We start from the raw sequence: 23,956 nt of genomic DNA, 5'->3' as shown, positions 1-23,956 counted from the left end.
GCAAGGTGGAAAGCAGCTTAGATTGTATGAGTGTTATTTATTTGGTAATGCTAAGTATTAGAATATTTGGGGGTGGCATGTGGTGAGATTAAAGATAGAATAGGTATTATTTAAGTAATAAGAGATTAATTATATGTCTATTTTATTTGAAATTCAAAGAAATACGACCGAGTCTAATGTATCAATATCTGGTTTATTGCGAAAATGTTTATATTTTGCAAGTAAGATAGATAATAAAGATTTTAAATTTTGGGTTTTAAACGAACTAAACGGTTATGTTAATTCTAGTGAATTACCTAATTATAGAATATTAAATTGCATTGCAAAATGTGATTTAATTCAGCACCATAATTATTTAACTTTTAATAATCAGTTAATTAGATTAAAGGAAGATACGCCAGATCATTATAAAAATCATTGTAGCACTCTTAAAGTTCGTGAAAAAGTATCAGTGATAGAAGATTTACTTTTCAATAATCAGTCAGGAATAATAACAGCATACTGGGATAGTAGATTAGTTAATAAATTTTCTAATTTTTATAAAGGTTTTGATATATTAAGAGCCTGGAGTGAAGTTCCTGCAAATTTGTATTTTGGGATGCTTGATGAAATAAAAACAAGAGTATTACAGTTTGCTCTTGAAGCTGAAAGTCATATTAAAGGGATAGAGGATATTGAATTGTAGAATTTGGATGAAAAGAGAAAAGAAGAAATAAATCAAGTATTTAATACAACTATTGTGGGTAATGCTAACATTGCAAATGCAAGCCATGATTTTAATCAATCAATAACAACTCAAGCGAATGAATTAATAAATTAATATTAGAATTAAATGAATTAAAAAAAGAAGAAGAAAATTGTAATGTAATTGATAAAATTATTACAGAAGTTAATTCTGTTAAAGATGTTAAAGATAAAAAAACTTTACTTGAAAAAATATCTACAATTACAACAATAGCCTCTAATAGTATGGCAGTATTAACAGTGTTTACACCATATATACCTAAATTATTAAACTTATTTTAATTCTTATTTGAATTGAAAGTTATTTTTTCCATGGTCATAATAAACCAAGAGGTACTCATTATGACCACCAAAAAACAACGAAAAAAGCCAACCCGAAAACCCAATCCCCTTAACGCTCAAATGGAGCGTTTTTGTCAGGAATATATCAAAGCGCCTGATAACCAAACTAACGCCGCTATTGCTGCCGGCTATGCAGAAATCAGCGCTTGTAAGCGCGCCTCTCAACTCATGAAAGATCCTCGGGTTATTGACCGTATCGCGCAGCTGATGCAGCAGCGCAATAAACGCACCAAGATGGATGCGGACATGGTACTTAAACGACTGGTCGATATGCTGGATGCTGACATTGCCGATATTTTAACGGCAACCGGTGATATAAAACCGATAAACCAATGGTCAGCCATCTGGCGTAAATCTGTGGCCGCATTCGATATCATCGACATCGATGGTGATACCAGACTGAAAAAAGTGAAACTTCTGGACAAAATTAAGGTGCTGGAACTAATCGGTAAGCACGTTGATATCAACGCATTCCGTGAACGTGTGCAGGTGGACGTCAATATTACATTGGCCGATAAATTAGCGGCAGCACGTAAACGCGCTTTTACGGATCCGGCTGCCAATGAATGAAGTTATCACCGCCGAAGGGCAACTGATCGAAGATATCGCTTCATTTACCCATGATCCACTTATTTATGTCCGCTATGCCTTTCCCTGGGGAGAAAAAGGCTCTGAGTTAGCAGCGGTACAAGGGCCACGCCAATGGCAGGCTGAAATCTTTAACGAAATTGGCCAACACCTACGCAATCCAAAAACCCGCTATCAACCATTGCAGATTGCTCGCGCTTCCGGTCATGGTATCGGTAAGAGTGCTGCAATAGCGATGTTAATTAAATGGGCGTTGGACACCTGTGAAGATTGTAAGATTGTTGTTACCGCCAATACCGAAACCCAATTAAGAACCAAAACCTGGCCAGAAATAATTAAATGGCAAAGATTATCTATTACTAAACAATGGTTTAGCTGTATGGCGACTGCAGTCTATTCCAACGATCCTAATCATAATAAATCATGGCGTGCCGATGCTGTGCCCTGGTCAGAAAACAATACGGAAGCCTTTGCCGGTTTACACAATAAAGGTAAAAGAATTCTTTTGATTTTTGATGAGGCATCGAGTATCGCCGATCTGGTTTGGGAAGTGGCAGAAGGGGCATTGACGGATGAACAAACAGAAATTATTTGGCTGGCTTTTGGCAATCCAACGCGTAATGAAGGTCGTTTCCGTGAATGCTTTCGTAGATATAAACACCGCTGGAATACCAAGCAGATCGACAGCCGCACGGTTGAAGGCACCAACCATGAACAAATAAAAAAATGGGCGGCGGATTATGGCGAAGATAGTGATTTCTTTAAAGTCCGGGTGCGCGGTATTTTTCCTTCAGTTTCTGAAACCCAATTTATTGCTACGGGTTTAACCGATGCTGCCATGAAACGTACAGTAACAGCTGCAGAAGTAGCGCATGCCCCTATCATTATCGGCGTTGATCCGGCTTATTCGGGGGCTGATAATGCGGTGATCTATCTACGGCAGGGATTGCATAGTAAATGCCTATGGACAGGTAGCAAAACCACCGATGATATTGTAATGGCTAAGCGCATTGCTGATTTTGAAGACCAATTTGGTGCTGATGCGGTACATATCGACTTTGGTTATGGTACGGGTATTTATTCTATTGGTATCAGTTGGGGAAGGGACTGGCAGCTAGTGCCGTTTAATGGTGCGTCAACCGATCCGCAAATGTTAAATAAACGCGGCGAAATGTATAATAGCGCCAAGACATGGCTGAAAATTGGCGGCGCCCTTGACGATCAAGAGACCGCCGAAGATTTATCAACACCAGAGTATAAAGTCAGGTTAGATGGCAAAATAGTGTTAGAAGCCAAAGAAGAGATCAAAAAGCGTATTGGTCGCTCGCCAGGTAAAGGTGATGCATTTGTATTAACATTTGCCTACCCAGTCACTAAAAAAGAGAAACACCCATCTGCACAAGGTTCAGTCAGTGCTGAACAAGATTATGATCCCTTTGCATAACCAATAAAAAAACCCTCAATCAAGAGGGCAGTAAGCGCAATATGCTACAAGGATAATAATCAATGTCATGATAAACCAAATGGTATATATTTTTGTTTTAAATGTCAATTAATCGGTATAATATATCTTATATGATTTTTTGTTTATTTTTTCAAGAGGTTGTTATGTGTGTTTCAAGCCCCAAAGTTGAGGTGCCGACACCGCCGCCCGTTCAGGCCGCACCGCAAGAGCAAGATGCAATCGTAACCAATAGCCGAGAAGAAGAATTACGCCGCAGGCGGGCAGCAGCCGGCCGTAAGTCAACGATCCTCACTGGTTCTCAAGGAACAACCGGATCAGCTTTAACTAGCGGCAAGACACTACTGGGTCAGTAATTAACAGGATGTGGATATGAGTTTAAAGCAAGATTTGTTATCTCAATTTGCACAACTAAAAAGTGAGCGTCAATCATTTGAACCGCATTGGCGTGAACTTGCTAGCTTCACTCGTCCACGTAGTACTCGTTTTATTGCTTCTGAGGTTAATCGCGGTGATAAGCGCAATACAACCATAATTGATCCAACAGCAGTTGAAGCTTCACGCATCTTATCCAGTGGCATGATGTCAGGCATCACCAGCCCAGCGCGCAAATGGTTTAGGTTAGCAACGCCAGATCCGGACATGATGAATTACAGTCCGGTAAAAATATGGTTAGAAACGGTTGAAGAACGGATGAATGAAGTTTTCAATCGTTCAAATATCTATCAATCATTGCCACAGCTTTATGCCGACATTGGCACATTTGCTACCGGTGCGATGGCTGTGTTGGAAGACAGTGCGCGGATTATTAGAACCGTGCCATTTCCAACCGGCAGTTTCTATATTGCCAATAATCCCGATCTGACCGTTGATACCACCTTTCGTGAGTTTAGTATGACGGTCAGGCAAATCGTAATGGAATTTGGTTTTGAGCATGTCAGTTCTCAAGTGAAAAGCTTATGGGAGTCAGCACAATATAATCAATGGCTGCCAGTGATTCATGCTGTCTACCCAAATTTAAATCACACCAATGGCCAGATGAGTGCAAAAAATAAACGCTTTAAATCGGTTTATTTTGAGATGGGCGGTGATAATGAAACCATTTTGCGTGAATCGGATTTTGATGAGTTTCCAATTATGTCCCCCCGCTGGGAAGTCAATGGCGAGGATGTATACGGCTCATCTTGTCCTGGCATGATAGCACTGGGTAGTGCGAAGGCGTTACAACTGTTACAAAAACGCAAAGCGCAGATGATTGATAAAATCACCAACCCGCCAGTAAATGTGCCTGCTACGTTAAAAAACCAACGCGTGAGTTTAATTCCAGGCGGTATTAACTACGTCAGCATGGCCACACCAGATCAGATGATCAAGCCGGTTTTTCAAATCAATCCTGATATTAATAGCTTAATTCAAGATATTGCCGATACCCGAACACGCATTGAGTCAGCCTATTTTGTTGATCTATTTCGTATGATGCAAACCATTAATACCCGCTCGATGCCAGTGGAAGCAGTGGTAGAAATGAGGGAAGAAAAATTATTGATGTTAGGGCCAGTTCTGCAACGGCTTGATTCTGAACTGTTGGACAAGCTGATTAATCGCACATTCTCAATTATGGCTCGCAATGCCTTATTGCCTATCCCGCCAGAAGAGTTACAAGGTACTCAACTTAAAGTTGAATATATCTCGGTGATGGCACAGGCGCAAAAAGCGATCGGTGTCAGCAGCATTGAGCGCTTTGTTGGTTTCGTTGGTGGTTTAGCGCAGATGAAACCAGAGGCGTTGGATAAATTGAACACCGATGAAATGATCGACGCTTATGCAGGCGCTATCGGCGTATCACCGACAATGGTTTCTTCTAATGATCAGGTTGCGGCTATCCGTCAGCAACGGGCCGAACAGCAAGCGCAGATGCAACAAATGCAAATGGCGCAGGCGGCTATTGATGGTGCTCAAACTTTGAGTAATACCTCAATGGATAAGGAGAGTGCATTATCGGCACTGGCGGGTGGTGCGCAATGAACGATTTTTTTGATGATCAATTATCAGCACAGGAAAGAGTTAAACAGCGCTTGAAAATAGAGCGAGAAGCGGAAGATCTCAAACATGTGATGTTATCAGAACAAGGACGTCGATTTATCTGGTTGCAACTGACTATTAGCGGTGTTTTCTCTTCCTCCTTTAGCCACGATCCCTATGTGACTGCATTTAATGAAGGTAATCGAAATCGAGGACTGGCGCTGTTTAACGACATTATGACTATCTGCCCTGAACGGTATCTGTTAATGGCAGAAGAAGCACGCAAAGAGCAGGAGAAAAACAATGAGTTTGTTTGAACGTTTATTAAATAGTGGTTTTTGTGACCAACTCTCTCCAGAAGGTGGCGAAGGTGGTGGCACAAACATGCCAACCGAAAAACCACCAGCAGAAATGAATACGCTACCCGCGAACAGCAATGATAACGAGAATACTAATAAACCGGCTGAAGTTAAGCCAAACAATACAGCAGAAAAACCGGCTAACGGGCTCGACAAATATAACTTTAAAGTCAGCGAAGGACAGCAGCTTGATGTTGCAGCGGTAAAAGAGTTTGAGCCGATTGCTCGTGATTTGAATTTAACGAATGAGCAGGCACAAAAATTAGTTGATCTCTATGGTGCCAAAATCATGCCGCAAGTGATCAAACAGCAGGCGGAACAATGGCAACAACAGATTGACAGCTGGGTTAAGACGGTCAATGACGATCAACAATTAGGCTCTGTTGAGTCAATTAATCATGCGCAAAAAGCGCTGGAAAAATTTGGCTCACCGGATCTTAAACAGTATTTGAATGATACCGGTTTGGGAAATCATCCTGAGTTAATTCGCGTTTTTGCCAATATCGGCCAAGCGATGGCCGAGGACAGTATGGTGACCGGTAATAATAACGGCCAAATTAGCACAGCTGATGTTCTTTTTGGTGATAGCAAATAGGGTATAGGAGAGATACACATGCCTGCATTAACACTAATTGACTGGGCTAAACGTCAAGGCCCTGATAATAAACAAGCTAAGATCGTCGAATTGTTGAGTCAAACCAATGAGATCCTTGATGACATGGTTTTTGTTGAAGCCAATCAACCGACCGGTCATCGCACAACTATTCGTACCGGTCTACCAGAAGCAACCTGGCGTCTGCTGAATTATGGTGTACCTCCCAGTAAATCGACCACCGCACAAGTTACCGATAGTATCGGAATGTTAGAAACCTATTCCGAGGTGGATAAAGATTTAGCCGATTTAAATGGGCAAAAAACCGAATTTTTGCTTTCTGAGTCATTATCTTTTTTGGAATCAATGAATCAGCAAATGGCAGAAACGCTGATTTATGGTGACACTAGGGTTCATCCTCAGCGATTTACTGGTTTCTCAGCGCGTTTCAATGATAGTAAGGCGAAAAATGGCGTCAATATTATTGATGCTGGTGGGACGGGAAGTAATCTCACGTCAATCTGGTTAGTGGTATGGGGGGAAAATACCGTCCATGGTATTTATCCAAAAGGTTCAAAGGTTGGCTTGCAGCAAGATCATAAAGGGCAAGTAACACTTGAAGATGCCAATAAAGGCAAATACGAAGGTTATCGAACCCACTTTCAATGGAAAAATGGCCTAACCGTCCGTGACTGGCGCTATGTGGTGCGGATTGCCAATGTTGATATTGCCAAATTGAAAAAAGATCCCGAAGCGCCAGACTCTCTTGATTTACCGGATTTATTGATTCAGGCAATAGAGAAAATCCCTAATCTTTCACTGGGTCGCCCGGCAATTTATTGCAATCAGCAGATCCGCAGTTGGATGCGTCGGCAAATTAAAAATAGCAAGAACGTCAATATCTCGATGCAAGAAGTGGCCGGCAAAAAAGTGGTTTCGTTCGATGAAATTCCAGTCCGTCGTGTTGATACTATTTTAGCGACTGAAAGCCAGGTTAAATAAGCCAGCGCAGAACTGTTTTCTAATCAGGAGTAAGAGACATGATTTTAGATAAAGAGACACTTTTTTCACTTGATCAAAAAGTTACTGCTTCGGCGGAAAGTGAATCTATCATTGATTTATCGCCTATTATGGGTGAATTCCGCGATGTTGGCATTGGTGAACCATTGACGTTATTTATCCAAGCCAGTGAAACGGCTGCCGCAGCAGACGATGTCACGGTGCAATTTGTACTGGAAACTGCCCGAACAAAAGACTTTGCTAACCCTCATGTGATGTTCCAATCCGATGCAAAACCGGTAGCCAAACTGGTGGCGGGCGAGCGCATCAGCGCGGTAATTCCAGAAGGTTCACAGCGCTATATGCGTCTACGGTATGTCGTGGCTAACGGCTCACTCACTGCTGGCAGCTTTACCGCGGGGATCAACTTAACGGTTGATGCCCATCCGATTTATCCTGTAGTCAGTCAATAGGGTGTGACATGTCGCAATATAAGGTATTGAAAAAATCATTTATCAATGGCCGTCTGCTTTATCCTGATGAACTGGTTGAATATGACGGTATTGCCGGTAATAACCTTGAACTTATCGAGACTAAGACCTCCTATAAGTCAAAAAAAGAGCATGAAAATAAGCGAGATAATAGTCAACCAGATGATGGTGTTGAACCAGAATTGGCAGCGTTACGTGATGAATATCGGCAATTATTTGGCCAAAGCCCACACCATAAAGCGGGGGCAGATAAATTACGTAGTGAGATAGACGCTAAACGAAAAGAGTTAGGGGTTTAGCCCCCGCGACGAAAGGGGGGCTTAAGCCCCTTTTTTTTTTTGGAGATCAAAGGATGGCATCAGAAATTGAAATCTGCAATTTAGCTTTAAGTCGGGTAGGTAATAGCCGTTTTATTAATAGCTTTCGTGAAAAAAGCAAAGAAGCAGAACAGTGTTCATTACATTACCCCCACTGTCGCGATACGGTGCTGACTGATTTTCCGTGGAATTTTGCCTTAAAACGGATCGCTTTAGCTGACAGCGGAAACTCACCGCCTGAATGGCGATATGCTTATAGTTATCCGAATGATTGTATGAAAGCAATTGCCATCATTCGACCCGGTGAAAAATATAGCCGCCCGGATCAGGCGATTAATTTTCAGGTTGGCTCAGATGAAGCCGGAACCAGCAAATTAATTTATTGTGATCAACCAAAAGCCTGGTTGCACTATGTGGCTAAAGTGACTGACGTCAATATGTTTGATGCCATTTTTATTGATGCGTTAGCCTGGCGCTTATCGGCAGAGTTGGCGCGCTCATTGGCATCAAACGCCAATATTGGTAATGAATCTTTTCAGTTGTATCAATTGGCGATTGAAAATGCGGCGGCTCACTCATTAAGTGAATCATCCGAACCAATAGATTATATCGATGAGTTTACTGCTGCGAGGTTGTCATAATGCCATTTAGTATTATTCAGCCTAGTTTCTCTGGGGGTGAAATTGCCCCTAGTCTATATGGGCGGGTTGATCTAGCTAAATATGCGTTAGCATTACGCAAATGTGAAAATTTTCTGATTCGCCAATTTGGTGGGATTGAAAATCGGCCAGGTACCCGTTTTATTGCAGCGACTAAATATGGCAATAAAAAGTGTCGGCTTATCCCGTTTCAGTTCAGTATTGTACAAACTTATGCACTGGAGTTGGGCGATAAGTATCTGCGCGTTTTCAAAGATGGTGGCCAGGTTTTATATTCCAGTGGTGCCAATAAAGGCAAGATATTTGAACTACCAACCCCTTATGTTGAAGCAGATTTATTTAATTTGAAGTTTACCCAATCGGCCGATGTGATGACTATTGTGCATGCCAATTACCCGCCGATGGAGTTGCAGCGCTACAATCATGATGACTGGAAATTGGTAGCAGTAGAGACCAATAATGGCCCATTTGAGGACATTAATATTGATAAAGGGAAAAAGGTCTACGCCAGTGGCAGTACTGGAAAAATTACCCTGACTGCCACCCATGCCATTTTTGGTAAAGAGCAGCTAGGCAAACAGTTTTATTTAGAACAACCCTCAGTTGATGCAGTTCCAGTATGGGAAACCGATAAAAAAACCGCCAAAGATGATCAGCGGCGGGCGGGGAATAATTACTATCGTGCTAACACAGCAGGTAAAAGCGGCACCTTAAGACCCTCGCATACAGAGGGCATGGCATGGGATGGTTGGGGCGGTGAAACTGGTATTCAATGGCTATACCTGCATAGTGGTTTTGGTATCGTCAAGATTGAGTCAGTTGGCAGTGATGGCAAAACCGCAACCGGCACGGTGATAGCGACTATTCCGTCAAATGTGGTAGGTAAAGATAAAACCAGTTATAAATGGGCCAGATTTGCCTGGAATGAAGTAACCGGTTATCCGAGTACTGTTGTCTATTATCAACAGCGATTATTTTTTGCCAGTTCACGAGCATACCCACAAACCATCTGGGCAAGTCGTAGCGGTGATTACAAAGATTTTGGCCGTAATAATCCAATCCAAGATGACGATCGGATTATTTATACCTATGCTGGCCGCCAAGTGAATGAAATTCGCCATTTGATTGATGTAGGTTCACTGATGGCATTAACCTCTGGTGGTGAATATCAAATTACTGGTGATCAAAACAAAGTATTAACCCCGAGTAGTTTTTCCTTTTCGTCACAAGGTGCTAACGGCTGCAGTAATGTACCGCCAATATCTGTCGCCAATATTGCGTTATATATTCAAGAGAAAGGTAGCGCTGTGCGTGATTTGGCCTATTCATTTGACGTTGATGGCTATCAGGGCTCTGATCTCACTATTTTGGCTAATCATCTCTTCCAAAAGTACCAGATTATTGACTGGGCTTTTTCAATTGTTCCCTATTCAATTGCCTGGTGTATTCGTGATGATGGCAAATTACTGACGCTAACCTATCTGCGAGAGCAACAAGTTTTTGCCTGGGCACCGCAACATACTGACGGCCAATTTGAATCAACATGCAGTATTAGTGAAGGGACGGAAGATGCGGTGTACTTTGTGGTTTGCCGAACCATTAAGGGTAAACCCATTCGTTATGTAGAGCGTTTATCCAGTCGGTTATTTAAGCAGACGGAGGAGGCATTTTTTGTTGATTCAGGTTTATCTTATGACGGTCGTAATAGCGATACCACTAAATCAGTGACGCTAATGACAAGCGCAAAAGATTGGTCATATCAGAATGACTTTACGTTGACAATAACCGGTAGCGCAACATTTAAAGATAGCGATATCGATAATGAAATCCATCTCCCCTATTTTGAAGACGACGAAAACAAAGTATTGCGCTGTCGTATCGTTAAGGTTATCGATTGCAATAAAGTTAGCGTGTTAGTCAATAGAGATGTGCCTGTTTTATTACAAAACAGAGCCACCAGCCATTGGGGATTTGCGCGCTTTGTGTTTACGGGCTTAGCTCATTTAGCAGATAAAACGGTCAATGTATTAGCGGACGCTAATGTTTTGTCGCCTAAGTTGGTGAATAAGGACGCCATCACATTGGATGATCCGGCGGTGGTGGTACATGTTGGTTTGCCTTATGTAAGCGAAATGGAAACCCTCGATATTCATATTAACGGCCAAGAGACCTTACTGGATAAAAAGAAATTAATGAAATCAGCCAGTCTGATTGTTAACACTAGTCGTGGGATCTGGGCCGGCACCGAGAAAGAACGCTTATATGAATACGCTCAGCGAGAATTTGAATTCTATGATAATCCGGTTGATGACGCGACCGGTATTGTTGAAATCAATCTGGATGCTACCTGGAGCAAAAACGGTCGGGTTTATGTACGTCAAACCGATCCACTTCCATTGTCTATTTTAGCGGTCATCCCTCGCTTAGATGTTGGTGGTTTCTGAATATGGGTAAGCAGCATGATGTACAGATTATTAACGCCACTATGCAACATATCGCACCGTTATTATCTCGTGTCCGACAAGCGGATATTGATGAATTTTATGCCATGTCGATGTTGTCGCCGCGTGAGGTATTGGAAAAAGGGATCTTGCAATCAACAAAAGCATGGGCCGGTATTATTGATGGTGAGGTAATCACCATCTTTGGTGTATCGCCAGGCTCTATGTTAACTGGCATTGGTGTGCCCTGGTTAGTGGGTTCTGATTTATTGGAGAAGTATCAAAAAATCTTTCTCAGACGTTGCCGGCCAGTACTTAACTCGATGTTAGCCATTTACCCAGAATTAATAAATTATGTTGATGCACGTAATCATGTGGCAAAAGGTTGGCTGCATTGGCTCGGTTTTAAACTTGAAGAAGCCAAACCTACTGGTGTGCTCAACTATCCTTTTCATCGTTTTTCTATGAGAGTTGAATCATGTGTAACCCCATTGCATTAGCGGCCACGATGCTCATTTCATCGGGTATGCAAGCTTATAGTCAATATCAATCGGGCAAATTTAATGCTGAGGTGGCTAATCAAAACGCTAGACTAAACGAACAATCCGCCTCCGACGCGATTAATCGCGGCAATGTTGCAGCCGGAAATCAACGCTCAAAAACACGTCAATTAATGGGCTCTCAGACCGCCGCGATGGCTGCTAGTGGGATTGATTTAGACTCAACTGGCTCACTGGATTTATTGGCTGATACGGCAGCTATGGGTGAGTTGGATGCGCTCACTCTGGTGAATAATTCGAAGCGTGAAGCTTATGGTTATCAAATGCAGGCCAGAAACGAACGGCTTAATGGCAAAATGTCACGCTGGCAAGGCAATATGGGCGCCATGAATACGTTACTGACGGCACCGATAAAAGCTTATAGCGTTTACCGTACGGCGGGTGGCGCATGGGATCTATCTTCAGGCAATAAAAAATAGAGGTAACCAATAATGCCAATTGTGCCTACCTATAAAGATCGTCAAGTGCGTTCAACGGCGATGCCAAATAATGGCCTGACGGTTCGTTCTTCCCCAAATGATTTTGGTGCGGGTATCGGCGAAGCCGTCGGGCAGTATGGCCAAGTTTTTGCTGAGGCGAAGCAAAAAGCCAATGTTGCCTTATCGCAGGATGCGTTACTGCAATGGCAAACCTACGCCGACGAGCAACTGAATAATCCACAAACCGGTCTGTATAGCAAACAAGGTCGTAATGCTATGGGGCAATCAGATGAAGTGATGGCCAGTCTCAGCAGCAAAAGAGAAGAGCTAATGGCTTCATTACCGGAAGGTGCCAGAGAAGATTTTAACAAACAGGCCAATGTACTAAATCGCCAATATGCCACGCAGATTAATCGTTACCAAATAGGCCAGATTCAAGCGTTTGAGACGAGTACGCATAAAGGTTCAATGGAAATGATCGCCAAGAATGCGGCAACCAGCTTTCAGGATCGAAAAGCGTTTATTAGCCATCTAACACTGGGTGAACATAACATTGTGACCTTTGGTCGCTCTCGTGGCCAAAGTGAAGAGGAGATCATCGCCAATGTTGGCAAATTTAAAAATCAGGTAGCCTGGCTGGCTGCACAAAATGCCATGGCAAGTGATGCTATGCAGACCTTACAGACTATTGGTGAGCCTTCTGATGTGCATGGCACGATGCGGGTACCTAGTAACCCGGCGGATAATCGCGGTGGCCGTAATAATAATCCTGGCAACTTACGCGTTTCAGACAATATCTGGGATGGGCAAATTGGTGATGATGGCGAATATGTTCAATTTGCCACGCCAGAGCATGGCGTTAGGGCATTAGGAAAAAACTTGCTCGCATACCGAGATAAAGGTGTGGTTACCCTCAATCAGATTATTCATCGATGGGCACCTAAAAGTGACGGTAATAACACCGAGGCTTATATTGCCGATGTTGCCGGACGAATGAACATCGATGCTAATGTGCCGATCGATGTCACCAATATTGCGACTTTGAAATCGCTGGCAACCGCCATCATGCATCACGAAGGCAAACATAGCCTAACCGATGGACAGATAAATACCGGCTTACAGGCGGCATTAGGATTAACTCGTATAGCTGAACCGGATGTTAAGCAATACCAACAGCAAGTAGCTAGTTCGACAGCGGGTAATAGTCCCTGGTGGCCGTTATTAACTCCTGTGCAGCAATACCAGCTACGTAAGCAAGGGGAAACGGTACAAAATAAACAGCGGCAGGAATTTAAAAATAGCTTAACGGATAAAATTAAAGATGCCAATGCAATGGTGTTACGGGGATTACCTTATAGCAATTCTCCTTCACTGGATGAGTTCCAATATGCTTATGGTGAACATAATGGCATAAAAGAGTATGAGCAATTTCAGCATAATCAAGAGTTGGCGGCAGATATTGCCACCGTGCAATATCTTTCACCAGCAGCACAATTAGCATTATTAGCGGCGAAAAAGCCAACCGGTGATGACGATGCGGCTAATAATTGGAAGCGTTACGATCTGTTAAATCAGGCAATCAATAACGTTAATAAAACAAGAACAGCCGATCCGATCCAGTTCGGCATCGATAGGCAACAAATTAACAAGTTAGACTTCTCTAATATTGGTTCATTTACCGATTCACTTAATCAAAGATCAACCCATGTTGCTGACATCGCAAAAGGTTATCAAACACCGTTAACTATTTTCTCAGCTCAGGAACAGACGATTTTATCTCAGCTATTAGACAAAGCACCGGCCAGTCAGAAAATTGAGTATCTGGATGCGATCCGCCAGGGGCTTAAAAATAATCAGAGCTATACGGCAGCATTAAAGCAAATCAGTAAATCTGATACTTCGCTTGCCGTGGCTGGCATGATCATGAATAAACCGACCAATATAACGGCACAACATAATCGATTCAGTAGTGATATTACCGTAACGCCTACTGAGGCAGCTCAGTTGATTGTGCAGGGTAATATGATCAGAACATCAGATAAAGGTACGGAAAAATTTATCTTTCCTAAAGATACCGAATTGAGAGAAAACTTTGCTGATAAAGTGGGCGATGCCTTTGCCGGCGATATAGGCGGTGCCAATAAAGCCTTTGAGGTGACGAAAGATGTTTATGCAGCCTTAATGTCAAAAAAGGGCGATATTAACGCTGAACTGGATAACGATGCCTGGACGCAAGCGATTAATATCGCAACCGGTGGTATTCATGATTATCAAGGTATGGGTAAGATCATGTTACCGTGGGGAATGAGCAGTGATGAATTTGATAAAGCAGTGAAAAATGAATGGAAGAGCATTGCCGCGACGTTAGGCAAAAGTGGCTATTCATCGGCTTGATAGGACGTGAGATATTTAAAAGGGAAACGTGCGATAAATGTGGATCTACCTGGGACAAACTGGATCTATCTGGGACGGGTGAGGTAATTAAGTTTCACATAGTGAAACAGAAATCAGTACTCAAATCGACCGATTATTGAAATCATGTTGCTGCTTGAAGTCGTATCCGGTTCAGTCAGGAGAAGAGCCTGATGGCTTTCCTGCTGTAATTACTTTTCAGTATGTGAAAGAGAAAACAGAATCAAAATCACCTGCCATTGCATCTTTCCTCAACGATAATCTAGAATCTCGTTTGCTAGTACATCGATTCTTATACTACGTGAGGAAAGTGCAATGAGTGATAACAAAGACCAGAGGCATGACCGGGTTGACTACTCTGACGACTCCAAAGGTATGGTGACGATTGTTTTCGACAAAGATGCGCTTCGTAATGAGAAAACAGACTCATCTTCTAAACCAGTCACACCACCGCCATCCAGACCAGCCCGACAATAACGTTACTCTTCAGGGAGAACCCTTGCCTCTTTGAACTTGGTTCTCCTTACCTGTACCCGCGCTATCTGATCCGCAGGGACATAAGTCGCCAGTGCTCCCCAAGTTTCATGCAGTACATCACTGCATTCTTTCCAATCTGTGCTGCCAGCCGCTTTTTCATGGGTTACATAGAGCAAAATGTCTTTTTCGTTTCCCAGAACAAAGCATCCGCATGGTTGCCCTTCAAAGTGGCCAGGTGCTTCCGACAAAAGCGTTGAGCCATTTTTCAGGTAAACATAGACTTCCGAAGCATAGTAGCCACGCTGGTCAAACATCCTCTGCCAGGCAGAGTTGGTGCTGTCAGACCACGATATATCATATTTCCGCAGGAGGCCATACATCCATTTCTTGCCGTATTTGCGCCAAACCGAACCTACAATAAAAGCAGAGATAACAGCCGGAACAGATGCTATGTAGGTGTTGAACCCCAACCACACTGCTGAATGATAAAGCCCGGCGGGTAAAAGACAAAAGACCAAGGTCGTAAACGTGATATCAATAGGCTTATGGTGCTGTTTCAAGCCAACATTGGCAATAAAATAACCGATGTAGCCAGAGGCCAGTGTTACCAGAGTTGCCCAAGACAGATTCAGCAGCGATGCCTCTATCATTCAGTCCTCCTTCGCCCCGTGTTGCCAGGGCTCATTAGTGCTTTCTCGCGGAACATTCTTGTATACATATGGCAAATAGACTAGTAAACACCTTTAATGACGTTGAGAATTTTACCCTCATTGCACAACAAGTGATGAATCGAGCATATGAAATATTCTTCTATTGTCTGGTTAGCATTAAACCAATACTCACTATCTGGTGTATAGGTTATGTTTTTCTCTCCGACGTTTCACTGTGTGAAACAAGAAACGGTCATCGAGGCGGCTTATCTTCATCTTCAAACAGATTGCCCTGGATGCGAGCCAGTTCTTCTTTTTTAACCCGCTTGACTACCGAATAAATCCACTGTAGCGAGACTTTGTATTTACGCGCCAGCGCGTGGTGGTTATGGCCGTTGAAGTCGGCAAATATCTCCCGGTCACGCTGGCTGACTTTCCATATCAACCCCATCGGGAAATAGACATTCTGCCCACCCCAGACCGCCATCATCTGACTGGCGACGGCATCGCCTATCTGGCTGGCGACGGCGGGGTCAACATCGATAATCTGCCTGACGGTCTGGGCGGTGTGTTCGGCCAGCTCAACCAGTAACTCCGGCCCTTTGCTACGAAAGGTATTCTCTAGCATGATGTTGCCCTCGCCACGCGTTTTTGCCACTGCTTGAGTTTCTCGATAACCTGGCTGGCCTGCTGGCTATCCAGCCAGTAAGGCGAATCACAGCCGGTTTCCCGTTTAACAAAATGGGCCAGGGCTGTTGCTGACGCATCACGGACAATGCCCTCGTGGGCCATTGCCTGCCACAGGGCTTGCATTTTTTGGATTTGCGGACGGTCAGTCTGCTTTTTTGTAGTGGCGTGATGGGGCTGGATGCGGAAGCCTTTGGCTTTCAGGGCGTTTAACACCTGAGCCAGTTGACCGATATTCAGGGCTTTTGCCGATGTTTTCCCGGTTAGCCTGTGCAGCATCTGGCGGTAAGTCGTGTCGTCCAGCTTGAGATTGTGGGCGGCAATATGGATTAACTGCAGGTACTTTTGTCGGGTCATCGGGGGCGTCCTTTATCGTTGTGGTCGGGGTCAGGGTTCCTTATGCAGTGAGCAAAAAATAATCCTTCGGGTTTTGAAGGATTATAAAATGAATAGCGTTATTATACAATTGAATGAATTACATGTCGCTTTTCCGCTATGACTTCTTTACGCAAATTGCCCTGGCATCAATACCCTTGAAGGTTTCAAATTTTTCCGCAAACAGTCTGGCGGCCTGTTGACAGGCGGTTTCCGTGTCAAATTCCTGTGTATGCAGAGTGGAAAAGGCATTATCGCTATAAGGACTGGCGTACATGGCCAAAATTAATATCCACATGGTGATGTCCTCCTCGTTAATCGGCGGGTTTATGGTGAGTGTGTGGCGTTGATGGCGAATTTGCCGTGATACCTTTTAGTGGCACGACATCCCAGTTAAGTACCCAGGCGCTATACGACTGTCCGCAGTGTGGGCAGGCCAGTAGCAGGTCAATTCCCCACTCGCCGCTTTCCGGTTGTTGGATAATGTCTGCCTGGGTAGGATTCAGGCGTCGGGTTGCCTGATGGCAGCTGATGCAGGTAATACTCATAACGGGTTTTCCTTATCTAAGTCGACGATGAGTTCGGCCAATATCTCGAAGGCATTTTGAAATTCACAATACGCGGCGGCGGAATGGTCTGCCCGCAGGTGATGCATGGCGCGGTTTATGTGCCTTTCAATCTGACGGCGCAGATGTTTTATTTCCTGATAGCTCATGAGGTCACCTCCTGCGCCAAGGGTGTAATAATGACGTTTGACGGTGGGATTGTTTTAGTGGTGTCCAGGGTCAGGGCGTGCATACAGGCAGCGATGAAGTTCTCGGCCTGTGGCGCGTTGAGGGTGTTACCGTAGGCGCGCAGTCGTCCCACTCTGTTGGTAATCCCATTAGCCAGCGGGAGTGTGCCGGGTTCAACTGGCCGCCACTTGCCATCCCGGCAGAAGAGCCAGTCAGCCTCTTGCCAGAAGCCGTTAGTCGGACAGGTGGTGTCATTTGTGTCCATCCCGTCAGACAGGCAACGTCCTGTAAATTTGACTGTCTCCCTGCTTGTTTTCGGGCCAAAACTTTCTTCCAGTCCTGATAGGCATTTTTTATGTTGCCGGCGGTCGGCGTTGGCCAGCCCGTTAACCACACCACCCTCCCCAGTAGGGCATTGAGCGACACATTCGGGCATTCCCTGCCATCCTTTCCGTCCCGCGTGGTGGGCGTCGGCCACCCAGTAAAGTCGTTGTCTGATGTGCGGCGCACCGAAGCCCGCAGCGCATAAATCAAGCGCTGCTGTGGCGTAGTTCTCTGCTTCCAGGTCAGTCTGTACAAGGTCGAGCCATGCGAATCCGTCTTGACTTGCAACCTGTTCACCAAAGACAACGCCAGGCTTGCACTGCTGGATGAGGTGGAAGAACGCGGGCCATAAGTGCCGCTCATCAGTAAACCCCTTTCCTTTGCCTGCCGCGCTGAAAGGCTGGCAGGGGCAACTGCCTGTCCACACGGGTTTATCATCGGGCCATCCGGCTTTTCGCAGGGCGTATGACCAGGTGCCGATACCGGCGAAGAAATGACACTGGGTGTAGCCCTGTAACTCATCGGGTTTAATCTCCTCGATTGAACGTTCATCGACATCACCAGGCGCAATATGCCCGGCGGCTATCAGGTTTCGCAGCCACTGCCCCACATAGGGGTCAGTGTCGTTATACCAGGCGCACATTACTGCACCTCCTGCTCGAAGGGCGTAATAATGAAATCCTCAAGCTGGTGATGAAAGGTAATGCCGCGAATATTAAGGGAGCTGATGGTATCCTGATTTTTTAGCAGGGCATTTTTATCCACCTGTGCCTTGCGAATAATGCAGTGCTGTTGCCCGTTTTCTTCCAGCGCCTGCAGGATATCGTCCATCCCTTTAAGGGAGACGGATGGCGGGCGGTTACGCCATGACACCTCGCCGGTTATCAGGTTAACGGTTTTGGTTTTGCCGTTTTGGGTCAGCCCCTCCCGGTTGGCGTCGCACCAGGTCTGGATACCTTTTTGTAACAGGGTTATCCGGGCTTTCATGGCCTCAATATCAGCCGCATGCTGATGCGTTAACCGTGCGATTTCATCATTAATCTGCGTCTCCAGCCGGGTCATTTCCCGCTGGATATCGCCCATCCGTTTAATATCGTCCATCACCTGTTCGCGGGTTTGCGGCGTGCAGGCACCCGCCGCGGCTTTAAGCCGCGTTATTTTCTTTGCCATCTTTTTTACCTTTTAATTAACAACGTCGGGAATTAAACGCGCTCGAAAATAATGTCTTCAAGGGCGTCACTGTGTTGAATATGCTCAAATAAATTCATGTTGTATCGGGCCGCGATTTCACCAAGACGCTGGTCTTGTTCATCAAAATCACGGCAGTTTTCGCAAATCGATAAATAGGCTTCATAGTCCTGCTCGGTAATATCCACGGTTTTTTCCAGATAAACCGATTGGCGAGCGGTAATACGGACAGGTCGTGTTGTCATGATTAACGTACCTCCCAGGTTATTCGGCAGTTATCTTGCAGGAACTGGTATTTTTCCCAGCGGCCCTGACGGTCAGTGCCCAGGGCATAGCGAACGGCATGCCCCTTTTTATGTAAGGCATCACACCGTCGGTCATGCAGCAGGGTAATGGTCGGACGGCTATAGCCATCAACGGTAAACTGACTGACGATAAAACCTTCCTGGCTGAGTTTGTCCATCACTGACAGGCATTGCCTGAACTGTTGCTGGATGGTCTGGTAGGTCATCGCTGATGGGTTTTTAATGGTCACGGCGGGGTTCAGCATAAAAGCCTCCTTAATGCACACTGTGAATAATATTGGCGTCGATAACCGGGATGGCGTTTTGCGCGGCCAGGTTCATGGCGGCGGTCACCAGATTGCCGATAGCCAGGGGGTAAAGCAGGCTGACCGGCGTGTCTTTTTTCGGGCGCAGCCAGCTTAAGCGTTGGCGTAGTGCCGGTATCGCATCCGGGCCGAGAACGTTGTTCATGTCGCCGCCGACGCGCTTAAATTTGAAGTCAAGAAAGTCGGCCAGATGTTCATCCAGTGGCGGCAGGTCAATCACCTCGCAGCGCTGTACCACTTCCCTGACCGCCAGCAGGCGCTCAGATAACTTGTCGCCCAGCTCGGGTTGTCCCAGCAGGACGATGGACAGCAGTTTTTTAAAGCCGTCTTCCAGCTCAAAGAAGCGTTTGAGGTGCTTTAAGGTCGGTATGGGCAGCGCATGGGCTTCTTCAATCACCAGCACATGGCTGTACCCGGCACGGCTGCTGTCTTTTAATACCCGGTGTAGCTGACGAAAGCGGGCCTCCGGCGAGCGTTTGAGCTTTTCCAGTGGAGCCAGCGTATGAACAATAGCCTCGGCAAGACTGGCGGCTTTCAGGGTTTTGCCCTGATGGTCGTTGTCTTCCATGGCCAGCACGTAGGGTTCAATCACCACCACAGGGGCATGTTCCCGGTTAATCCGGTCAACCAGGTCGCGCCTCAGGGTGCTTTTACCCGAGCCGGATTCACCGATAACCGCGATAAAGCCGCCATAACGGGCGGTCTGGTACAACGCCTCACGCACATAACGGCTTTCAGGGGTTAAAAACACATCGTCATGACCTTGTACCGCGTTGTCATCAAACGGGGCGCGAAACAGCCCAAAATGCTTTTTGGTGGCAGGCAGTAATACCTGTTTTTTTAGTAACATGGTGTCTTCCTCATTGCTAAATAGTGGGCACTTTTCCTTGCCGTTAAGCGTGACCCCGTCAAAGCAGTCGTCCGCCGCGATGCCCTGGTCACGCAGCCAGGCCCGGATACGGTGTTTTAGCGCGTCGGTGTCCTGTTTTGGCCACTGGTGGTGATTGACTATCTGCGCCAGCGTCGCCTCGGAAAGGTCAAGCGCGCGGGCCAGTGCTGCTTGCGTCAGGTTGTGTTGTTGTAACAGGGTTTTCAGTTTCAGCATGATGGCCTCCCGTTAACCGTGACTGGCCAGGCTGACCACCACATCGCCCGTCTGCGCCATTAACTCATCACCCAGCGCGTCGACCTGGCCAGCGGGGATGCCGTCCGGGAAGCGCTGGGTTAGCGTAGTGTAAAATTCACTACGCCAGGTCTTGCCCGCCGCCTGAAAACGCGCCCGCAACTGTTGAACCACCACGACTGGGTTTAAACGTTCTTCAAAACGTGGGGCACAAACTGTGGATGCCTGCCCCTGTTTGGCGAGGTAAATGGGTGGGGTATCGCGTTCATTATCAAGATAAGGGTTAAAGCGCCCACCAAAGGGTAAGGCGTTGGCTTTTTGCACGGCGGCGGTTTCCCCCGGCGTGGTGGTGCCATACAGGGTCTGCTCGACTTCCGCCAGATGGTGTTGCGTCGGGGTGTGGGGTAATGCTTTGAACGATTCGCCGAGGGTCGGGCTGTTGAGGGCAAAGCCGTAGTCATCTTTCGCCACTTCCGGCACCCGGCAAAAGAATTCCAGTCCGTCCTCATTAATCATGACCACCTGCGCCTCACTGTCACGCCAGGGGTTACGCACTATCTGTACGGTGTCGCCTACGCAAACGCCAGGGACTTGCCGTACATCGTATTCACTGCCCCTGAACGACACGCGAAGATGCGTCGTGACCTTACGGCTTTCCGGCAGACTCACTGCCAGCTCACGGCATACGTCAACGGGCGGTGCCTTGATTAACTGTCCAGGGGTAATACGCAGCCAACAGTCGGTGCGGGTCATGCCGGTACGGCGATGCAGCGCGGTGCGGTTATACTTTTTACGCCATAACCCGACCAGGCGGTTCAGTTCATCAATATGATTGACTTGCACAAACCGCAGGCCGGATTCAAAATGGCACTCGAGAATGTCGCGCGCCTTTTCCACTGAGCCGGTAGCGCGGGCATTACCGGCTTTATGGGCGATAAGTTGAATACCAAGGGTTTTACACAGGTTGCGCAGGGTGGACGAGACCAGGGCGCAACCGGGGTCGGTATAAAGGATGCGCGGCACGCCATGCAGGACGTCGGCCCCACCGCGTTCTTGCATGGCATTAATCAGTACATCGGTAAAGTTTTGTGTCGTTTCGCCGCCAAAGCGGTACTCGGCGTAAATCCAGCCGCTGGTATGGTCGGTCAGCTCAAATGACCAGACACGGTCGTTAACAATACGGTCGAGATTTTTGGGCTTGTTCTTGTTAAATTCCGCCTCACTCATCATGCGCAGGCCGCTATCGCGCTTAGTGCGACCTTTGGCGGGATTTTTCAGGTAATAAAGCACACACAGCGACGCATCCAGTTGCCAGACATGATTGGGGTGGTCGGTTTTTAACTGGACGCACGGGGTCGGTGCCCGTAACTGGTTGGGGTGCAGGCGATATTGGTACAGCGCCCGACTGATGGCATCGACCGACAGGGGGAACCACTCGCCGGTCTCGTTATCAATATACCCAGCATTAATCAGGTTGTTCGCCCGTAGGTCATTAACCGCCTGCTCAAGGCTGTAAAGGCGCTTGCCGTTCTTGCGATGCGAGGCCATCATCACGCCAGATATCTGCAGGGCTTCTTCACGTGTCAGGGCACTGGTACCACAATCCACCCGTTGCTTGCGCGGCGGTTTAACGCTGACCTGTTTGATTTTTCGTAGCAGCGTGGCTTTGGAAATGCCGAGTGCCTGGCAACCTGTCTGATAAACGGCGTCTTTGCCGCCATGTCCGGCTTTTTCGGCGGCCTGGGCAATCGCCAGTACGCGTTCGGTCAGGATGGCGTTCATAACACCACCTCCTCGCCGCTATCCTGTCCGGTACCACGCAGGTGTTCCGGTAACTGAAAATCCGCGTCTTCAGCATCTGCATCATCCTTTACCCAGTCTGGTACGGTCTCTGATGGGGTGTGATGGGGGAGCGAAAAATCACTGCGTAACACATTGATTTCAAACTCAATGTCATTAAGCAAGCCTGCTAAATAGTCAGCATGGGACGTGATATCGCCACTGTGGCTATGCAATTTTTCCAGCCCTTCCCGAAAGCGCCCCATTAATATGGCTTTAACATCAAAGCCCACCGGGCCAATTTCTTCACGGAGCTGGCGTATGCCTTCTTCCCCTAACGGGCGATGCTGATTAAGCAGGCGGTTTTCACTCAGCTCATTGATTTTTTGGTCTTTTTCGTTGGCTAGGCGGCGGCTGGCTTCCAGGCTGTCACGGGTTTCACGCAGTTTTGCTTTTAGTTCACGCACGGACATGCGATCGACCTCATCGAGCGTCAAGCCCGCGATGGTGCCGCCTTCGGCGAGTTCGGCGAGGTCTTCATCGTCTTCTAACATCAGTTCATAGAGTTTTGCCTTGCCGAGAGCCGCAAACGTCTGCGCTTTTCCACCTAATTGAGGTGATAAATATTTTAGCGATGCCTTCATCATAATTTGAGCGGTTCTTTCAGCTAGCCCTAACTGGCTTGTTACGATATTTACAAACTCTCCATGCGGCTCATTCTCTTTCAGAATAATCAACCGCTTTCCCGCCTCCAGCATGGCTTCGGCACTTTGTGCCATATAGAAGCGCGCCTCATGTACAATCCTCTCTCGTTCATAGGGCAGGCCCTCGCCGTACTTCTCCATAATGGCCTGCTGATGTTCAGCCAGGGCATTAAGGTTGTTCATTAAATCCGGTGCTAAAGGCTGTTCGGGAGCGATTTCAGCCGTCATCGGTAACGCTTTTCTACCCATTATTTTTCTCTCTTACAATTTTGACGGTGAGGCTACGCAGCGGCCACGTCGTTCTGCCATCTTGATTTGCGCCCGTTCGGTTTCATCGAAAAAGGCCAGGGCAATCTGTATCAATTCCTCGCTGAGGGCGTAATTCCCATTGAAGCGCTGCTCAACCATGCCCTCTTCCACTAAAAATGGCAGAGTACGACTGATATTGGCGGGTGAGTCATTGATAAGCTCCGCCAGGGCTTTATTGGACAGGCCGTCACGGTAATGCCCCTTCATGGCTTTTAAAATACGCAGCGCCCGTCGTGTGCGTGAAGAAGGGTGCAGTAATAAGGTGTTTTTCATCGGATGCCTCTTTTTCATTAATGGAAATTGTGATACCGTCAGTGAAACAGGCGAATGTTATGTTTTATGGCGTTTTTTACTGTGTGGCATCGGTGAACCGACTATCTGTTCAATGGCGCGTTTTGCTTTACGGGCTTTTCCGCGTGAACCTTGGCAAGCACCATTCAGTAACACATAGATGTCATGAGGCTTAAAGCCAGATTCCTGTGCCCACTTAGCGACTGAAGGATATTGCTGATAGACATGCTCGTAAAAATTGCGCTTAAAATCGGCGGGATGTTGCAGTGACATGGTGTTATCTCCGTCATAAAAAGTT

General features: G+C 46.3%; 31 protein-coding genes. 16 read left to right on the top strand and 15 right to left on the bottom strand.

What is annotated here, in order from left to right; genetic code table 11:
• Positions 1–133: 133 nt before the first annotated feature.
• The 16 genes from AACL31_RS06650 to AACL31_RS06575 all read left to right on the top strand — a co-directional run bounded on the left by AACL31_RS06650 (position 134) and on the right by AACL31_RS06575 (position 14,884).
• Positions 134–685 carry a hypothetical protein gene (locus tag AACL31_RS06650; protein WP_339053872.1) on the top strand — a complete coding sequence of 184 codons (552 nt, stop codon included), beginning with the start codon at positions 134–136 and terminating at the stop codon, positions 683–685.
• A 401-nt stretch (positions 686–1,086) separates the two neighbouring features.
• A complete protein-coding gene (locus AACL31_RS06645) occupies positions 1,087–1,656 on the top strand; it encodes a terminase small subunit (RefSeq protein ID WP_339053871.1) in 570 nt (189 codons plus the stop codon).
• Positions 1,649–3,118: a terminase gene (locus AACL31_RS06640; protein WP_339053870.1), complete on the top strand. Its 1,470-nt coding sequence runs from the start codon at positions 1,649–1,651 to the stop codon at positions 3,116–3,118. The genes AACL31_RS06645 and AACL31_RS06640 overlap by 8 nt, the downstream gene beginning before the upstream one ends.
• A gap of 164 nt (positions 3,119–3,282) precedes the next feature.
• Positions 3,283–3,492, top strand: coding sequence for a hypothetical protein (locus AACL31_RS06635; protein WP_339053869.1), 210 nt, complete (start codon positions 3,283–3,285; stop codon positions 3,490–3,492).
• 10 nt (positions 3,493–3,502) lie between these two features.
• A complete protein-coding gene (locus AACL31_RS06630) occupies positions 3,503–5,161 on the top strand; it encodes a portal protein (protein ID WP_339053868.1) in 1,659 nt (552 codons plus the stop codon).
• Positions 5,158–5,475 carry a hypothetical protein gene (locus tag AACL31_RS06625; protein WP_339053867.1) on the top strand — a complete coding sequence of 106 codons (318 nt, stop codon included), beginning with the start codon at positions 5,158–5,160 and terminating at the stop codon, positions 5,473–5,475. Before AACL31_RS06630 ends, AACL31_RS06625 begins: the two co-directional genes overlap by 4 nt.
• The gene (locus AACL31_RS06620; protein ID WP_339053866.1) at positions 5,462–6,112 is read left to right on the top strand and encodes a peptidase; all 651 of its coding nucleotides are present in this window, start codon (positions 5,462–5,464) and stop codon (positions 6,110–6,112) included. The genes AACL31_RS06625 and AACL31_RS06620 overlap by 14 nt, the downstream gene beginning before the upstream one ends.
• Before the next feature lie 18 nt (positions 6,113–6,130).
• Complete coding sequence (locus AACL31_RS06615; RefSeq protein WP_339053865.1) at positions 6,131–7,111, top strand: major capsid protein; 981 nt, start codon at positions 6,131–6,133, stop codon at positions 7,109–7,111.
• A gap of 38 nt (positions 7,112–7,149) precedes the next feature.
• Positions 7,150–7,581 (top strand): Bbp16 family capsid cement protein, encoded by a 432-nt coding sequence (locus AACL31_RS06610; RefSeq protein WP_339053864.1) that lies wholly within the window; start codon positions 7,150–7,152, stop codon positions 7,579–7,581.
• 8 nt (positions 7,582–7,589) lie between these two features.
• A complete protein-coding gene (locus AACL31_RS06605) occupies positions 7,590–7,898 on the top strand; it encodes a hypothetical protein (RefSeq protein WP_339053863.1) in 309 nt (102 codons plus the stop codon).
• Between the two features lie 53 nt (positions 7,899–7,951).
• A complete protein-coding gene (locus tag AACL31_RS06600; RefSeq protein WP_339053862.1) occupies positions 7,952–8,557 on the top strand; it encodes a hypothetical protein in 606 nt (201 codons plus the stop codon).
• Positions 8,557–11,019, top strand: coding sequence for a hypothetical protein (locus AACL31_RS06595; protein ID WP_339053861.1), 2,463 nt, complete (start codon positions 8,557–8,559; stop codon positions 11,017–11,019). The genes AACL31_RS06600 and AACL31_RS06595 overlap by 1 nt, the downstream gene beginning before the upstream one ends.
• A 2-nt stretch (positions 11,020–11,021) precedes the next feature.
• Positions 11,022–11,516: a hypothetical protein gene (locus AACL31_RS06590; RefSeq protein WP_339053860.1), complete on the top strand. Its 495-nt coding sequence runs from the start codon at positions 11,022–11,024 to the stop codon at positions 11,514–11,516.
• Positions 11,495–11,995 (top strand): hypothetical protein, encoded by a 501-nt coding sequence (locus AACL31_RS06585; RefSeq protein WP_339053859.1) that lies wholly within the window; start codon positions 11,495–11,497, stop codon positions 11,993–11,995. Before AACL31_RS06590 ends, AACL31_RS06585 begins: the two co-directional genes overlap by 22 nt.
• A gap of 12 nt (positions 11,996–12,007) precedes the next feature.
• A complete protein-coding gene (locus tag AACL31_RS06580; RefSeq protein WP_339053858.1) occupies positions 12,008–14,389 on the top strand; it encodes a hypothetical protein in 2,382 nt (793 codons plus the stop codon).
• A 333-nt stretch (positions 14,390–14,722) separates the two neighbouring features.
• A complete protein-coding gene (locus AACL31_RS06575; protein ID WP_339053835.1) occupies positions 14,723–14,884 on the top strand; it encodes a hypothetical protein in 162 nt (53 codons plus the stop codon).
• A 2-nt stretch (positions 14,885–14,886) separates the two neighbouring features.
• On the opposite strand, the gene AACL31_RS06570 is transcribed toward AACL31_RS06575, so the two are convergent.
• The 15 genes from AACL31_RS06570 to AACL31_RS06500 all read right to left on the bottom strand — a co-directional run bounded on the left by AACL31_RS06570 (position 14,887) and on the right by AACL31_RS06500 (position 23,931).
• Positions 14,887–15,534 (bottom strand): hypothetical protein, encoded by a 648-nt coding sequence (locus AACL31_RS06570; protein WP_310512881.1) that lies wholly within the window; start codon positions 15,532–15,534, stop codon positions 14,887–14,889.
• Positions 15,535–15,787: 253 nt separating this feature from the next.
• On the bottom strand, positions 15,788–16,162 hold the full coding sequence (locus AACL31_RS06565; protein WP_026821893.1) for a Mor transcription activator family protein: 375 nt from the start codon (positions 16,160–16,162) through the stop codon (positions 15,788–15,790).
• Positions 16,156–16,578, bottom strand: a complete 423-nt coding sequence (locus AACL31_RS06560) for a regulatory protein GemA (RefSeq protein WP_310512882.1) — start codon at positions 16,576–16,578, stop codon at positions 16,156–16,158. The genes AACL31_RS06565 and AACL31_RS06560 overlap by 7 nt, the downstream gene beginning before the upstream one ends.
• Before the next feature lie 136 nt (positions 16,579–16,714).
• On the bottom strand, positions 16,715–16,894 hold the full coding sequence (locus AACL31_RS06555; RefSeq protein WP_310513441.1) for a hypothetical protein: 180 nt from the start codon (positions 16,892–16,894) through the stop codon (positions 16,715–16,717).
• 16 nt (positions 16,895–16,910) lie between these two features.
• Positions 16,911–17,144 carry a hypothetical protein gene (locus tag AACL31_RS06550; RefSeq protein ID WP_026821890.1) on the bottom strand — a complete coding sequence of 78 codons (234 nt, stop codon included), beginning with the start codon at positions 17,142–17,144 and terminating at the stop codon, positions 16,911–16,913.
• Entirely contained in the window at positions 17,141–17,311 is a 171-nt protein-coding gene (locus AACL31_RS06545) for a hypothetical protein (protein WP_310512884.1), read from the bottom strand. Before AACL31_RS06545 ends, AACL31_RS06550 begins: the two co-directional genes overlap by 4 nt.
• Entirely contained in the window at positions 17,308–18,297 is a 990-nt protein-coding gene (locus tag AACL31_RS06540) for a DNA cytosine methyltransferase (RefSeq protein ID WP_310512885.1), read from the bottom strand. Before AACL31_RS06540 ends, AACL31_RS06545 begins: the two co-directional genes overlap by 4 nt.
• Complete coding sequence (locus AACL31_RS06535) at positions 18,297–18,824, bottom strand: host-nuclease inhibitor Gam family protein (RefSeq protein WP_310512886.1); 528 nt, start codon at positions 18,822–18,824, stop codon at positions 18,297–18,299. The genes AACL31_RS06540 and AACL31_RS06535 overlap by 1 nt, the downstream gene beginning before the upstream one ends.
• 32 nt (positions 18,825–18,856) lie before the next feature.
• On the bottom strand, positions 18,857–19,087 hold the full coding sequence (locus AACL31_RS06530) for a hypothetical protein (protein ID WP_310512887.1): 231 nt from the start codon (positions 19,085–19,087) through the stop codon (positions 18,857–18,859).
• A gap of 2 nt (positions 19,088–19,089) precedes the next feature.
• Complete coding sequence (locus AACL31_RS06525) at positions 19,090–19,392, bottom strand: hypothetical protein (RefSeq protein WP_339053490.1); 303 nt, start codon at positions 19,390–19,392, stop codon at positions 19,090–19,092.
• A gap of 10 nt (positions 19,393–19,402) precedes the next feature.
• Positions 19,403–20,557, bottom strand: a complete 1,155-nt coding sequence (locus AACL31_RS06520) for an AAA family ATPase (RefSeq protein ID WP_310512889.1) — start codon at positions 20,555–20,557, stop codon at positions 19,403–19,405.
• Positions 20,558–20,569: 12 nt separating this feature from the next.
• On the bottom strand, positions 20,570–22,357 hold the full coding sequence (locus AACL31_RS06515; protein ID WP_339053857.1) for a transposase family protein: 1,788 nt from the start codon (positions 22,355–22,357) through the stop codon (positions 20,570–20,572).
• The gene (locus AACL31_RS06510) at positions 22,354–23,307 is read right to left on the bottom strand and encodes a DUF3102 domain-containing protein (protein ID WP_339053856.1); all 954 of its coding nucleotides are present in this window, start codon (positions 23,305–23,307) and stop codon (positions 22,354–22,356) included. The genes AACL31_RS06515 and AACL31_RS06510 overlap by 4 nt, the downstream gene beginning before the upstream one ends.
• A gap of 12 nt (positions 23,308–23,319) precedes the next feature.
• A complete protein-coding gene (locus AACL31_RS06505; protein WP_310512892.1) occupies positions 23,320–23,640 on the bottom strand; it encodes a helix-turn-helix domain-containing protein in 321 nt (106 codons plus the stop codon).
• Between the two features lie 57 nt (positions 23,641–23,697).
• Complete coding sequence (locus AACL31_RS06500) at positions 23,698–23,931, bottom strand: hypothetical protein (RefSeq protein ID WP_310512893.1); 234 nt, start codon at positions 23,929–23,931, stop codon at positions 23,698–23,700.
• Positions 23,932–23,956: the final 25 nt, after the last annotated feature.

Source organism: Arsenophonus endosymbiont of Crataerina pallida (assembly GCF_964020125.1).
In the GTDB taxonomy this organism is placed as follows: domain Bacteria; phylum Pseudomonadota; class Gammaproteobacteria; order Enterobacterales; family Enterobacteriaceae; genus Arsenophonus; species Arsenophonus nilaparvatae.
Note: the sequence above shows the minus strand (reverse complement) of the source record. Positions and strands in the feature narration are given on the sequence as shown.

Coding starts and splice junctions, on each gene's coding strand:
- AACL31_RS06650 (WP_339053872.1), top strand. CDS start 134: ATGTCTATTTTATTTGAAATTCAAAGAAATACGACCGAGTCTAATGTA.
- AACL31_RS06645 (WP_339053871.1), top strand. CDS start 1,087: ATGACCACCAAAAAACAACGAAAAAAGCCAACCCGAAAACCCAATCCC.
- AACL31_RS06640 (WP_339053870.1), top strand. CDS start 1,649: ATGAATGAAGTTATCACCGCCGAAGGGCAACTGATCGAAGATATCGCT.
- AACL31_RS06635 (WP_339053869.1), top strand. CDS start 3,283: ATGTGTGTTTCAAGCCCCAAAGTTGAGGTGCCGACACCGCCGCCCGTT.
- AACL31_RS06625 (WP_339053867.1), top strand. CDS start 5,158: ATGAACGATTTTTTTGATGATCAATTATCAGCACAGGAAAGAGTTAAA.
- AACL31_RS06620 (WP_339053866.1), top strand. CDS start 5,462: ATGAGTTTGTTTGAACGTTTATTAAATAGTGGTTTTTGTGACCAACTC.
- AACL31_RS06615 (WP_339053865.1), top strand. CDS start 6,131: ATGCCTGCATTAACACTAATTGACTGGGCTAAACGTCAAGGCCCTGAT.
- AACL31_RS06610 (WP_339053864.1), top strand. CDS start 7,150: ATGATTTTAGATAAAGAGACACTTTTTTCACTTGATCAAAAAGTTACT.
- AACL31_RS06605 (WP_339053863.1), top strand. CDS start 7,590: ATGTCGCAATATAAGGTATTGAAAAAATCATTTATCAATGGCCGTCTG.
- AACL31_RS06600 (WP_339053862.1), top strand. CDS start 7,952: ATGGCATCAGAAATTGAAATCTGCAATTTAGCTTTAAGTCGGGTAGGT.
- AACL31_RS06595 (WP_339053861.1), top strand. CDS start 8,557: ATGCCATTTAGTATTATTCAGCCTAGTTTCTCTGGGGGTGAAATTGCC.
- AACL31_RS06590 (WP_339053860.1), top strand. CDS start 11,022: ATGGGTAAGCAGCATGATGTACAGATTATTAACGCCACTATGCAACAT.
- AACL31_RS06585 (WP_339053859.1), top strand. CDS start 11,495: ATGTGTAACCCCATTGCATTAGCGGCCACGATGCTCATTTCATCGGGT.
- AACL31_RS06580 (WP_339053858.1), top strand. CDS start 12,008: ATGCCAATTGTGCCTACCTATAAAGATCGTCAAGTGCGTTCAACGGCG.
- AACL31_RS06575 (WP_339053835.1), top strand. CDS start 14,723: ATGAGTGATAACAAAGACCAGAGGCATGACCGGGTTGACTACTCTGAC.
- AACL31_RS06570 (WP_310512881.1), bottom strand. CDS start 15,534: ATGATAGAGGCATCGCTGCTGAATCTGTCTTGGGCAACTCTGGTAACA.
- AACL31_RS06565 (WP_026821893.1), bottom strand. CDS start 16,162: ATGCTAGAGAATACCTTTCGTAGCAAAGGGCCGGAGTTACTGGTTGAG.
- AACL31_RS06560 (WP_310512882.1), bottom strand. CDS start 16,578: ATGACCCGACAAAAGTACCTGCAGTTAATCCATATTGCCGCCCACAAT.
- AACL31_RS06555 (WP_310513441.1), bottom strand. CDS start 16,894: ATGTGGATATTAATTTTGGCCATGTACGCCAGTCCTTATAGCGATAAT.
- AACL31_RS06550 (WP_026821890.1), bottom strand. CDS start 17,144: ATGAGTATTACCTGCATCAGCTGCCATCAGGCAACCCGACGCCTGAAT.
- AACL31_RS06545 (WP_310512884.1), bottom strand. CDS start 17,311: ATGAGCTATCAGGAAATAAAACATCTGCGCCGTCAGATTGAAAGGCAC.
- AACL31_RS06540 (WP_310512885.1), bottom strand. CDS start 18,297: ATGTGCGCCTGGTATAACGACACTGACCCCTATGTGGGGCAGTGGCTG.
- AACL31_RS06535 (WP_310512886.1), bottom strand. CDS start 18,824: ATGGCAAAGAAAATAACGCGGCTTAAAGCCGCGGCGGGTGCCTGCACG.
- AACL31_RS06530 (WP_310512887.1), bottom strand. CDS start 19,087: ATGACAACACGACCTGTCCGTATTACCGCTCGCCAATCGGTTTATCTG.
- AACL31_RS06525 (WP_339053490.1), bottom strand. CDS start 19,392: ATGCTGAACCCCGCCGTGACCATTAAAAACCCATCAGCGATGACCTAC.
- AACL31_RS06520 (WP_310512889.1), bottom strand. CDS start 20,557: ATGCTGAAACTGAAAACCCTGTTACAACAACACAACCTGACGCAAGCA.
- AACL31_RS06515 (WP_339053857.1), bottom strand. CDS start 22,357: ATGAACGCCATCCTGACCGAACGCGTACTGGCGATTGCCCAGGCCGCC.
- AACL31_RS06510 (WP_339053856.1), bottom strand. CDS start 23,307: ATGGGTAGAAAAGCGTTACCGATGACGGCTGAAATCGCTCCCGAACAG.
- AACL31_RS06505 (WP_310512892.1), bottom strand. CDS start 23,640: ATGAAAAACACCTTATTACTGCACCCTTCTTCACGCACACGACGGGCG.
- AACL31_RS06500 (WP_310512893.1), bottom strand. CDS start 23,931: ATGTCACTGCAACATCCCGCCGATTTTAAGCGCAATTTTTACGAGCAT.